General features: G+C 67.2%; 10 protein-coding genes. 4 read left to right on the top strand and 6 right to left on the bottom strand.

The features are described from left to right. Positions 1-53 precede the first annotated feature (53 nt). Positions 54-626, top strand: coding sequence for a M23 family metallopeptidase (locus AC56LN_RS12250; protein ID WP_499572013.1), 573 nt, complete (start codon positions 54-56; stop codon positions 624-626). On the opposite strand, the gene AC56LN_RS12255 is transcribed toward AC56LN_RS12250, so the two are convergent. Continuing rightward, positions 589-3,057 (bottom strand): penicillin-binding protein 1A, encoded by a 2,469-nt coding sequence (locus AC56LN_RS12255; RefSeq protein ID WP_499572015.1) that lies wholly within the window; start codon positions 3,055-3,057, stop codon positions 589-591. The genes AC56LN_RS12250 and AC56LN_RS12255 overlap by 38 nt on opposite strands. 77 nt (positions 3,058-3,134) lie before the next feature. Next, positions 3,135-5,963: a bifunctional diguanylate cyclase/phosphodiesterase gene (locus tag AC56LN_RS12260; protein WP_499572017.1), complete on the bottom strand. Its 2,829-nt coding sequence runs from the start codon at positions 5,961-5,963 to the stop codon at positions 3,135-3,137. 116 nt (positions 5,964-6,079) lie between these two features. On the opposite strand from AC56LN_RS12260, the gene AC56LN_RS12265 reads away from it, so the two are divergent. The 3 genes from AC56LN_RS12265 to AC56LN_RS12275 all read left to right on the top strand — a co-directional run bounded on the left by AC56LN_RS12265 (position 6,080) and on the right by AC56LN_RS12275 (position 9,220). Beyond that, entirely contained in the window at positions 6,080-6,580 is a 501-nt protein-coding gene (locus AC56LN_RS12265) for a MarR family winged helix-turn-helix transcriptional regulator (RefSeq protein ID WP_482898807.1), read from the top strand. A gap of 216 nt (positions 6,581-6,796) precedes the next feature. Continuing rightward, the gene (locus AC56LN_RS12270) at positions 6,797-7,558 is read left to right on the top strand and encodes a ZIP family metal transporter (RefSeq protein ID WP_499572019.1); all 762 of its coding nucleotides are present in this window, start codon (positions 6,797-6,799) and stop codon (positions 7,556-7,558) included. Positions 7,559-7,636: 78 nt separating this feature from the next. Continuing rightward, positions 7,637-9,220, top strand: coding sequence for an ATP-binding response regulator (locus tag AC56LN_RS12275; protein WP_499572021.1), 1,584 nt, complete (start codon positions 7,637-7,639; stop codon positions 9,218-9,220). A 33-nt stretch (positions 9,221-9,253) separates the two neighbouring features. On the opposite strand, the gene AC56LN_RS12280 is transcribed toward AC56LN_RS12275, so the two are convergent. Genes AC56LN_RS12280 through AC56LN_RS12295 form a run of 4 tightly spaced genes read right to left on the bottom strand, consistent with a single transcriptional unit; the run spans position 9,254 to position 12,411 of the window. Continuing rightward, positions 9,254-9,655 (bottom strand): c-type cytochrome, encoded by a 402-nt coding sequence (locus tag AC56LN_RS12280; RefSeq protein ID WP_499572022.1) that lies wholly within the window; start codon positions 9,653-9,655, stop codon positions 9,254-9,256. Positions 9,656-9,657: 2 nt separating this feature from the next. Next, entirely contained in the window at positions 9,658-10,197 is a 540-nt protein-coding gene (locus tag AC56LN_RS12285) for a response regulator transcription factor (protein WP_499572024.1), read from the bottom strand. Continuing rightward, a complete protein-coding gene (locus AC56LN_RS12290; RefSeq protein ID WP_499572026.1) occupies positions 10,184-11,533 on the bottom strand; it encodes an ATP-binding protein in 1,350 nt (449 codons plus the stop codon). The genes AC56LN_RS12285 and AC56LN_RS12290 overlap by 14 nt, the downstream gene beginning before the upstream one ends. A gap of 50 nt (positions 11,534-11,583) precedes the next feature. Next, positions 11,584-12,411: an SURF1 family protein gene (locus tag AC56LN_RS12295; RefSeq protein WP_499572028.1), complete on the bottom strand. Its 828-nt coding sequence runs from the start codon at positions 12,409-12,411 to the stop codon at positions 11,584-11,586. Position 12,412 lies beyond the last annotated feature (1 nt).

Raw genomic sequence — 12,412 nt, forward strand, 5'->3', positions numbered from 1 at the left:
TCCGGCAAAGTGTCCCCACCTGACTGATGTCACCTTGTCAATACGAGACCATTATGCGAATTTTCCTGCGCACCCTCGTGGTGGCCATCATCCTGGTACTGGGCTATGCCTTGCTGCAACCCACCATCGAACGGGCGCTGTACACGATGCGGCTGGCCTCGATGCCCACACCCACGGCGCTGCCGGTGCCGGTCGAGGGCGTGCGAACGCGCGCGCTGCGCGACACCTGGGGCGGCGCGCGCAGCGAAGGCCGCAAGCACGAGGGCATCGATATCTTCGCCAAACGCGGCACGCCAGTCGTGTCCAGCACCGAGGGCATCGTGACGCAGGTCGGCACCAACCGTCTCGGCGGTCTGGTGGTCTGGGTCACGGGTCCGGGCGGCCAGCGCCATTACTATGCGCACCTGGACCGCTATTCTGATGTCGAGGCCGGCATGCGCATCGAGGCCGGCCGCGTTCTCGGCTATGTCGGCAACACGGGCAATGCCAAGGGCACGCCGCCGCACCTGCACTACGGCATCTACGAGACGGGCGGCGCGATCAACCCGTATCCGTTGCTGCGCGCCGAGCCGGCCGCAGCGGCGACGATCAAGGCGGAATCGGCGTCGGCGGCAACTGGCCGCTAGACGGCGGCGGTCCCTCGACCGGCGGTTCGGTCACCTCGATCGCCTCTTCCTGCTGGATCGGCACCGGCTGCTGCAGCATGTCCAGCTGGTCGGCGCGCGATCCGGGCGCCAGCTCGATCGGCGCTTCCTCGAAGATCTCTTCTTCGGGCGCTTCTTCATAGCGACGGGGCTCCGGGCGCTTGCCGCCCGGCAGCAGGGCCGCCGCATCGAGGCGTTTCGACTCGAGCGCGCCACGGAAGAAGTCGCCGACCAGCAGCGCCGCATTGTGGCCGCCCTGCCCCCAGTAGGTGCTGCGGATGGCCACGCGGTTGTCGTTGAAGCCCACCCAGGCGCCAGCCACCAGGTTCGGATGCATCATGATGAACCAGCCGTCGGCGTTGTTCTGCGTGGTGCCGGTCTTGCCGGCGACGTCGCCATAGATGCCGAAGCGGCTGCGCACGCCGGCGCCCGTGCCGCGCGTGACGACCCCGCGCAGCATGTCGATCAGGGTCAGCGCCGATTGCTGCGACATCGCGCGCTCGGGCGCGCTGCCGCCGAAGTCGGCAATGACGTTGCCGTCGCGGTCTTCGATGCGGCGTACGAAAATCGGCTTGCGGTATTCGCCCTGCGCAGCGATGGTCGCGTAGCTGCTGACCATTTCCAGCAGCGTCACCGGGCTGGTGCCCAGCGCCAGCGCCGGCACCGCTTCGAGCTTGCTCTGGCGGATGCCCAGCCGCTGCGCCAGGTCGATGATCGGCTGCAGGCCCACCTCCTGGCTCACCTGCGCCGTGATCGTGTTCTTGGAATAGATCAGGCCATCGCGCATCGACATCGAGCGGCCTGTGTTGCCGCTCATGTCGGTCGGCTTCCAGACGCTGCCATTCGCGCCGCGGAATGACTGCACCACGTCGCGGTACTGCTGGTCTTGCGGAATCCCCCGTTCGAGCGCGGCGCCGTAGACGATCGGCTTGAAGGTCGAACCGGGCTGGCGCGCGGCCTGGGCCACGTGGTCGAACTGGTCGCGCTCGAAATCCCGGCTGCCGACCCAGGCCCGCACTTCGCCGGTGGCCGGGTCGATCGCGACGAAGCCCGCTTCCAGGCGCGACTTGGCGCTCTTCAGGTCGGCCATGAAGCTGCGGTCGGCCTTGATGCGCTTGAGTGCATCCGCTGGCGCTTCGCCGCCCTCGACGGCGTTGCGGTAGGCGCCGGTCTCGCGCACGAACGCATCGATTTCGCGCCCGTGCGTGATCCAGTAGTACGAGAACGGATCGACATTGCGCCGCATCGACGTGTACATGCTGCCCGACGTCGAGCGCGGGACATTCGGGTTCGCCCATTCGACGTCGGCAATCGCTTGGAGCATGTCGGCCTGGCGCCTGACGGCGCGCTCGGCATCCGCCTGCAGGCCGGCGTCGAGCGTCGTGCGCACCACCAGGCCATCGAGCTGCAGGTTGACATCGTTCTCGTCGGCCCAGTCGAGCAGCCACTTGCGCACGTAGGCGCTGAAGTGGTTGTCCTTGCCGCTGCGGTCCGGCAGACGCGCAAAGCGCAGGCGTAGCGGGCGTTTCACCAGCGCCGCATAGCGCCGGTCGTCGAACGCACCATGCTTGCGCATCTGGCCCAGCACGACATTGCGGCGCGCCAGCGAGCGCACCGGATTGGCGACCGGATTGTAGTAGTGCGTGCCCTTGAGCATCCCCACCAGCGTGGCCGACTCGAGCACGTCCAGCTTGAGGGCGGGTTTGTTGAAATAAGTGCGCGCGGCCATCTCGATGCCGTAGGCGTTGTACAGGAACGGCACCGTGTTCAGGTAGGCCTCGAGAATCTGCGTCTTGCTGTAGGTATTCTCGATCTTGATCGCGGTGATCAGTTCCTTCATCTTGCGGTTGATGCTGCGCGCACGCCCGATCTCTTGCGGGAACATATTGCGCGCCAGTTGCTGCGTGATCGTCGAGCCCCCCTGCGGATTGCCCTTGATGCTCGACCACAGGGCGCCACCCACGCGCCGGAAGTCGATGCCGTGGTGGTCATAGAAGCGGTGGTCTTCGGTCGAGATCAATGCCTTGACCACGTGCGGCGAAATCTGCGACAACTTGACGCGCTCCTGCAAGCCCTGCTCGAAGGTACCAAGCGACTTGCCGCCGGCGTCGAGGATCACGGTCGGCCGCGACTGGCTGGCCTGCTCCAGGTCGTCGATGCCGGGCGTGAGCGGGATCAGGATCAGCAGCCAGGCCAGGATGGCCATCAGCCCGGCCGCCATCGACCACAGGGCAATCAGGGCAAGCTTGACGGGCAGCGGGCGCCCGTGCAGGCGCTGCTGCGCGCCGGAGCGGAGCGCGCCGGCCCCCGTCTGCGCGCCGGCGAATGCGCGCCGCGCGAGAAGTTGCACGCGTTGCCGGATGGTCGGCGCAGGCGTGCTGCCCGTACTGTCGTCGTTCTGGTGTTGGTCCACGCGCTGTTCCTGCCTGCTCAATCTGTCAATTCGGCAAGTATAGCCGACAGGTGGCCTGCGCCCGGCGCGCCGTTGCCTCAGACGGCGCCGGGATTGGGCTCGATGTGGCCGGCGCGCAGCAGCGCCTCGATCCGCTCCACCGTCTGCGGGCGGCTGTAGACGTGGCCCTGCACCTGGTCGCACCCTGCGCCGCGCAGGAAGTCGAGCTGCGCGATGGTTTCGACGCCCTCGGCAATGACGTGCAGGCGCAGGCCATGGGCCAGAGAGATGATCGCGTCGACCAGCGCCGCCCCGTCGGCGCTGCCCACCATGTCCTGCACGAACGAACGGTCGATCTTGAGCACGTCGACCGGCAGTCGCTTCAGGTATTGCAGGCTCGAGTAACCCGTGCCGAAGTCATCGATCGACAGGGTCACGCCCATGCGCTTGAAGCATTCCATCGTGTGGATCGCCGACTCGATGTCACCCATCATCATGCTTTCGGTCAGTTCGATCTCGAGTGAACCGGGCGCCAGGCCCGTCTCGCGCAGCACGCGCTCGACGCTGGTTACCAGGCCGGGTTCGGCAAACTGGCGCGCCGACAGGTTGACGGCAATCCGTAGCGGCCCCAGACCGCCACGCTGCCAGTGCCGGTTCTGGCGGCACGCCGTCTGCAGCACCCAGGCACCGATCGGCACGATCAGGCCGGTCTCTTCCGCCAGGCCGATGAAGCGTTCCGGCTGTACCGTGCCCAGCAGCGGATGGCGCCAGCGGATCAGTGCCTCGGTGCCCACGACGCGGCCGCTGGCCAGATCGACCTGCGGCTGGAAATGCAGCGTGAATTGCTGCTCGCGCAGCGCGTGGCGCAGCGCGCTCTCCAGCGCCAGCCGGTCGAATGCCTGCGCATTCATGTGCGGGGCATAGAACTGCACCGCGTTGCGCCCGTCCGATTTGGCGCGGTACATCGCGATTTCGGCGTGCTTGACCAGCGTGTCGGCGTCGTCACCGTCGACCGGCCAGGCCGCCACGCCTGCGCTGCAGCCGAACACGACGTGCTGGTCGCCAAGCTGCAGGGGTTCTGCCACCGCGTCACGCACCTGCTGGATGCGGGTTGCGGCCTGGCGTTCGTCGCCGCAGCCGCACAGCACGAGCACGAAATCGTCGCCGCCGACACGCGCCGCCGTGTCGAGCGGCCGCAGTGTGCGCCTGATGCGCGTGGCGACGCGACGCAGCGCGTCGTCACCGGCACGCCGCCCCAGCGTATCGTTGATCAGCTTGAAGTGATCGACGTCGAGCAGCACGACCCACACCGGCGCGCGGTTTGCCGTCGTTAGCGCAGCCGCAATCGCGCGCTCGATGCGATCGGTCAGCAGCGCGCGGTTGGCCAGGCCCGTGAGCGTGTCGTAATGGGCGTGGCGCGCGAGTTCGGCTTCGTAGCGTTTGGCCGTGGTGACATCGTAGACGGTTACGACGAACTGGCTGACGGTGCCGTCGGCGCCGCGCACGGGGGCGATGTAGACGTCGCTGATCAGCTCGGCGCCGTCACGCGTGTGCATCGTTACGAGCGCGTGGTCCTCGCGCTGCTGGCGCAGCGATGCGCATAACGCGTGCACCGCCGGCTGGTCGCGGTCGGCCCCGACGAGCAGCGCGAGCGGCTGGCCGCCCAGTTCGTGCGGCGCGTAACCGAAGGTGCGCTCGCAGGCCGGGTTCGCGTAACCGATCGGGTACGCCGGCGCCCCGGCATCGACCAGCAGGATCGGGTTGGCGCTGGACGCCATCGCCCGCTCATAGACACGCAGCGACCCGGTGGCCCGTTCCAGCGCGACGGTGCGCTGCCGGACCAGCGCCTCGATGCGGCGCGTGCGCGCCACGCGTTGCTGGACCAGCGTCGCGGCAGTCACACTGAGCACCAGACCCAGCGCGAACGCTACCAGCTCGGCCGTGTGGCGGCCGACCGCGTGCGGCTGTTCGTCGACCACGACCTGCCAGTTGCTGTCGGCAATCTCGAAGGACTCACGGTGGCGCAACGGGGCGTCGCCGCGCACGCGCGTCCCCCAGCCGTCGGCGCGGGGAAGCGTTCCGTGCCGGTACGCCGTCACCATCTGCCCCGTCGTGTCCGGCCCCTGCAGCGACAAGGCAACAGCGGCGTCGTCCAGCAGGCGGACCGCATGCAGGGTGCCGCCGACCAGCAGCGCGACATCGATCACCACCTCGACGTGCCCGACCACCGCCGCGCGGCGCGCCGGCACGTCCGCGGGGCGCCCGTTGCCCCGGTACACGGGCACGGTGATCACGATGCCATGGCGCCTGCCGCCGCCCTGCAGCAGCGTGACGAGCGGACTGGCGACCGGCTCGGCGGCATCGATCGCGTTCTGGCTGACCCGCCGCAAGGGCGGATACGCCCATGCGTCAATGCCGAACACAATGGCGTTACCGAGGATGGGGGCAACGTAATCGTTGACCAGATACAGGGGGCGCTCGCCGGCGCGCACCAGCGCGGTGGCGCTGCCCGGTACGCGTTCGCGGATCTGGAAGTCGGGCCAGAATGCCCGGCGTTCTGCCTCGAATGCCGGGCGGTCGGCGGCGCTGACGAAGCGCTGGAACACGATCGCTTTCAGGTAGCCGTGGTTCGCCACCAGCGGCATTGCGAAGGCATCGAACTCGTCGCGCGTGATCCGGTGCGAGGCGCGAAACAGCAGGCCTGCGGCGCGCGCCGCATCGACCGCTTCGGCAAACGCGCGCGTGACCGCCGCCACGCGCACGCCAGCGCGCTGCGCGAATTCGGCCTCGGCGCGCCGGGATTCCAGCATGCGCACGCCCCCGCACAGCGCTGCAGTGAGCGTCAATCCGAGCAGACAGGTGACCACCGCGGCCATTGACAGGCCGTGGCCGGGCACGGACGAGCGGCGGAAATATGCGCTGCGCATACACCGGATGCTAGCGCAGAACGGGCGGCGCGGGCGCAGCGCTCGCGGTGCGCCGATATCGAAGAATCTGCGGTGCGCTGATGCGTTTTGACAACGCTTGCTTTATCATCTCGCGCATGTCGTCCGAACCCCACGCCCCTTCTCCGTCCTTGCCAACCGACGCGCCGCCCCAGCGCGTGCTGCGGCAGTTCCGTATCGTCTTCAATGCGGTCAAGACCCACTTTCGCCAGCTCGAGCATGAATCCGGCCTGGGCGGCGCCCAGGTCTGGGCGCTGTCGGTGATCGACAGCCAGCCCGGGATCGGCGCAACCAGCCTGAGCCGCGCGCTCGACATCCACCAGTCCACCGCCAGCAATCTGGTGCGCTCGCTGGTCGACCGGGGCTACGTGAGTGCAGCGCGCGAAGGCGCGGACCGGCGCAGCGTGGCCCTGCGCGTGCTGCCGGCGGGCCAGGAAGTGCTGCGCCGCGCGCCGGCGCCCCTGGCCGGCGTGCTGCCGAACGCGCTCGCCACGCTCGACGAATCGACGCTGCTGCGGCTCGAACAGGATCTGGGCAGTCTGATCGCGCAGCTCGATGCCGATGAAGCGGCCGGCAAGATTCCGCTTGGCCAGCCATAGCAGGCAGCATCGACAGGGTCTGGAAAAAAAAGCCCCCCGACGAGTGCGGGGGACGAAAAGAAGCGGTGCTCACCGCTTCTTTGCTGATCGGGGAAACCGGGTTAAGTCATCCGGTTGCCACGTCCTCATATTGCCCGAAAAGTATAATCAAGGCAACCTTATTTGTGCCAATGGACACCTTGGCTCGCCGCGTAGTGCAACACGACAGGAAGAAGCATGGAAATAGCAGGCTGGTTGCAGGCAGGTGGTTGGGGATTGTTGGCGGGCGGCGCCCTGCTGCTGGGCGCCGCAGCCGGCGTACGCTATCAGGTGCCGCAGCGTCTCGTCGCTGCGATCATGGCATTCGGCAGCGGCGTGCTGATTTCGGCGCTGTCATTCGAGTTGATGGACGAAGCGGTCGAGACCGGCGGGCTCGCCTCGACGGCAGCCGGCTTCGTGATCGGCGCCTGCATCTACACGGGCGCCAACTGGCTGCTCGCGCGCAAGGGCGCCAAGCACCGCAAGCGCTCCACGCCACCGGAGGGTGCCGATCCGAAGGCCAAGGCCAGCGGCACGGCCATCGCGATCGGCGCCCTGCTCGACGGGATCCCCGAGTCGATCGTCATCGGCCTGTCGCTCGTGGGCGGCGAAGGCGTCAGCATGGCGATGGTGGCGGCGGTGTTTCTGTCGAATCTGCCGGAAGGGTTGTCGAGCGCTGCGGGCATGAAGCGCGCCGGCCATTCGACCCGCTACATCATGGGCATCTGGGCGGCGATTGCCGTCGCATCGGGCCTCGCGGCCACGGCTGGCTTCACACTGCTCCACGAGTTCCCGCCTGAAATTCTCGCCGCCATCACGGCGGTGGCGGCCGGTGGCGTGCTGGCCATGGTGGTCGACACGATGATTCCCGAAGCGTTCGACGAAACCCATGATTTTGCCGGACTGATCGTCACCGCGGGATTTCTCGCGGCCTTTGCACTGAGCAAGCTTTCCAGCTGAACTTGCCAGGAATAACTGTTTATAATCGGCTTTCCAGCAACGTCACCTCCCCGGCGTCGCAACTCTCACTTCACCCTGATGATGCAACCCCAGTTTTCCGGCGGCACCTGGCGCGACGGCGCGGCGCCGCCCGTCCTGCGCTATCTGTTCGCCGTGTTCCTGTTCCTCGTGGCGCTGGCCGCCCGCTTCATGCTGGTCGACATCCTGCCGGCGCGCGGCTTCCCGTTCCTGTCGTTCTTCCCTGCCGTACTGCTGGCGGCCTATCTTGCCGGCCTCGGGCCCGGCCTGCTGACGGCGTTCCTGAGCACCTGGGCTGCCTGGGCATTCTTCATGGGCCCGCGCCTGGCGCCGGCCGCGATGGCGCACAGCGACCTGATTGCGCTGATCTTCTTCGCGTCGATCCTGGTTGTCGACTGCCTGGTCATCGAACGGATGAACCTGGCCATGCGCAAACTGCGCGCCACCGGCACCCGGTTGCGCGAAAGCGAGGACGCGCTCGTCCTGCGCCAGGCCGAGCTGAGCGAAGCGAACCGGCAGAAAGACGTATTCATCGCGATGCTCGCGCACGAGCTGCGCAATCCGCTGGCGCCAATCCTGTCGGCGGCCCAGCTGATCGCCATGCGCGCGGGCGCCGACGAACCGCTGGCGCGCGCCGCAGGCATCATCACGCGCCAGGGTCTGCAACTGACGCGCCTGGTCGACGACCTGCTCGACGCGTCGCGCATCCACTCGGCCAAACTGACGCTGCAGGTTGCGCCGGCCGACCTGCGCGATGTGATCGCCAGCGCCCTGGAAACCAGTGGACCGATGATCGAACAATCGGGCGCGAACTTCCAGCTGACGCTGCCGCCGCAGCCGATTCCCGTGCAGGTCGACAGCACGCGCATCGCCCAGTGCGTGTCGAACCTGCTGCACAACGCTTTCAAGTTCTCGGCTGGCAAGGGCGAGATCCATTTGCACATCAGCACCGGGCCGGACGGCATGGCCCGCATCCGGGTCACCGACAACGGGCGCGGCATTTCTCCGGAGATGCTGCCGCGGCTGTTCGAGATGTTCACGCAGGAAGGCCGCAGCGGCAACGACGGCAATAGTGGCCTGGGCATCGGCCTGGCGCTCACGCGCGACCTGGTTGCGCGCCACGGCGGCACGCTCACCGCCCACAGCGACGGGAAAGGTCGCGGCGCGATGTTCGAGATCGCGCTGCCGTTGAACGCCGAAAGCACCGTAGTAGCCATCACCACGCCGGCGCCGCTGGCCATCGAAGCGCCCCGGCAGGCGCCGTCGGTGCTGGTCGTCGACGACAATGTGGATGCCGCCGAACTGTTGCAGGCACTGCTCGGACTGCACGGTTTCGCCGTGCAGATCGCCCATACCGGCGCCGCTGCCCTGGCCGCGCTGGCGCAGCAGCGCTACCAGGTCTTGCTGCTCGATATTGGCTTACCCGACATGACCGGATACGAGGTAGCGATCGCTGCCCGCGCGCAGGGTCTGCTGGATAACAGCACGTTCATCGTCGCGCTGACCGGCTGGAGCGACGCCGAGTCACGCCAGCGCTCGGTCGATGCCGGCATCGACCATCACCTGAACAAGCCGGTGCAGATGGAAGCGCTGTTGAGCCTGTTCGATGCGCGTACGCTGGCGGAAATCAAGGCAAACGCGTAACACCCCAGCGCACCAGGCGCCGCGCCGGCCTGGTTATTTTTTCGGTGACGGCGTGACCGCCCCTTGCGTGCGCAGGTAGGCCACGATCTCGCCCGCCTGCTTCTCGCTCATGAAGCTGAGAAACCGCATCTTGTTGCCGGGCACGACCTTCTCGCTGTCGCGAATGAACGCGACCAGGTTCTGCTCATTCCAGACGAAGCCTGCCTTCTTCAATGCCGCCGAGTAGGCATACGCGGGGGCACTGCCCGCCTTGCGGCCCACGATCCCGTTCAATTGCGGCCCGAAGCCATTGCGGGCGCCGGGCCCTACTTCATGACAGTTGGTGCAGCGCGCGAACAGGCGGCGGCCGGCATCGACCTGTGCCTGGGCGGACGCTGCGAGCGCTTCGGCGCCCGTGCCAAGCAGCAGTGCACAGCCAATGATGAACGCGCGCATGATTACTTGACCCGTTGCTTCTCGAGCTTGCGCGCGAGCGTGCGGCGATGCATGCCCAGCCGGCGCGCGGCCTCGGAAATATTGAAATCGGTCTCGGCCAGCACGGCGTGGATGCGCTCCCATTCCAGCGTCTTGATCGACGTCGAGCGGTTCGTGACCTCGATCTCGGCGCTGCCGGCCACGTGTCCGAACGCCGCTTCGATATCGTCGGCATCCGATGGCTTGGCCAGGTACTGCACGGCGCCGAGCTTGATGGCTTCGACCGCGGTGGCGATGCTGGCAAAGCCGGTCAGCACGACGATGAGCATGTCCGGGTCGTGCTCGTGCAGCAGTTGCACGCAGGCCAGGCCCGAGGTCTGGCCCTTGAGCTTCAGGTCGACCACGGCGTAGCCGGGATTGTGCTGCGCCAGGATGGCGGAGGCTTCATCATGGCCGGTCGCGCCCAGCACGCGGTAGCCACGTCGTTCGAACGAACGGCTCAGTGTGCGGGCGAAGGCTTCGTCGTCTTCGATGATGAGCAGCAGCGGCTCAGGGTTCGGCATCGTTCAGCTCCTCTTCCAGTTCAATGGCCGACATCGGCAACCGCAGCATGACCTCGGCGCCACCCTCCGGCCGGTTGGTCGCCGTGACGGTGCCACCAAGTTTGCGCACCACGTTCACGGCGAGGAACAGGCCCAGGCCACCACCGGGTTTGCCCTTGGTGGACTGGTAGGGCTTGCCGAATTGCGCCAGCATGCTGGGCGCAAAGCCGGGACCACGGTCGAGCACGGACAGCACCAGCGTGCGCTCGTCGATGTGCGCATCAAAACAAACCCAGTCGGGCGAGGCTTCCAGCGCATTGTCGAGCAGGTTGTCGACCGTCTGGCGCAGCGCGGAGTCGCTCGCGACCGGCCAGTCGTCGGCGATCCGATTATTGTACGTGAAAGCGCGCACCGGGCGGCTGGCCTGCCAGCGTTCCACCAGGCCGTCGAGAAAGCCCCGCACGGTCGTGCGTTCGGCCGATTCGCCGCGCGCTTCGCCAGCCGACAGCAGGATGCCGCTGACGATCGATTTGCAGCGCTTGAGCTGCGTCTGCATCTCGGTCAGCTCGCCCAGCAATTCGGGATCATCGCGAAATGCCGGCATGCGCTTCCAGTCGCCCAGGATCACCGAAACGGTCGACAGCGGCGTGCCCAGCTCGTGCGCGGCGCCGCTGGCCAGCAGGCCCATGCGCACGATGTGCTCCTGTTCCGTCGCGCTCTGGCGCAGCGCCGCCAGCTGCGTTGCCTTGTCGCGCACATTGTTCGAGATGCGCGAGACGAACAGCACCAGCAGCGCTGCATTGAGTGCAAAGCAGACCAGCAAGCCCTGGACGTACAGGCTGCCGATCCCGCGCTCGTGGTCGAACGGCAGCGCGAGCGGCTCGGCGAACGCCGCCAGGCCCGCCATGCAGGTGATCGTGATGACGACGATGCTCCAGGTCCACAGCACGTCGAGCAGCACGGCCGACACGATGACCTGCAGCAGATAGAGGAAGGCAAATGGATTGGTGGTGCCGCCGGACAGGTACAGCAGCACGGTCAGGCTCGAGACATCGACCAGGATGGCCAGGAACATCTCGCCATTCGACACCGGCCGCCGCTCGTGCCAGCGCAGATGGCTGGCGATGTTGAAGGCGATCAGGCACGAGAGTACCTGCAGCATGTGCACCAGCGGCAGGCCGATCCCGAACAGCAGGATCGCGACGGCGATGGTCGTGACCTGGCCGATGACGGCGATCCAGCGCAGCTCGATCAGCTGCAGCATGTTCTTGTGGCCGGCCGCAAATTCCACGTTCGCGGCCGCCGCCGACGGCGACGTGCGCGCCGCCCTGGCGAAGAAATCGAGTGGAGATTGCATCGGAACCCGTTCGTTCAGTGCGCCGCTACCCGGCAGTGCGGACGGCGCGTTTAATCGTCGGCGTTGCGGGAACGCTTCGCCTCGTAGCGGGCCACCCACCACCAGGCTGCGGCCACCATGAGGGCGAGAGCATACCAAGTCAGCGCGTAGACGAGGTGATTATTTGGGAACGAGATGACGGTCAGGCCGCCGACCGCGCGCTCGGGCGCGGACACTGGGTCTTGGTTCTTGCCGGCATCGACGAAAAACGGCGCCGTGATGGCGGGATCGAACCCGCGCGCGGCGGTCAGGGCGGCAACGTCACGCGAGTACCAGCGATTGCCGGCCGGGTCGTTGTCGCGCAGGAAACCGCCCTTGGGTTCGGCAATGCGCAGCAGGCCGGTGAGCTTGACGGCTTCGCCCGGTGCGGCGCAGGCATCAGGCCCGGCGGTGCGCGCGGGGAAGCGCGTGGCGATGTCGCCCGATGACGGGATGAAGCCGCGGTTGACAAAAACAATGTGGCCCTCGTCCGTGCAGAACGGCGTGAGCAGCCAGAAGCCGGCACCCAGTTCGGACAGGGCCTGGACGGGTGCGGTAAATGGGTAGAGATAGTGACCCGACAGGGCAACGGCCCGGTATTCGTCGGATTCTCTGGAAATCTGCGGCCACTGCGCCACCGGAGGCAGCGCAGCAGGCGTCGCATGAACGCGTGCATCGACGCGTTCGATCAGGTCCAGTTTCCATTGCAGTCGAAACACCTGCCAGGTCCCCAGCACTGCAAAGAGCACGAGCAGCAGCAAGGCCAACACCGCCACCAGGCGCCGCACGAACGGCGAACGGCGCGGTGGGGGCTGGTCCTGCGCCGAAACGGTCGGCGCCTGCTGCTCGTGCATGACCATC

It is taken from the genome of Telluria sp. ZT3P26 (assembly GCF_059686035.1).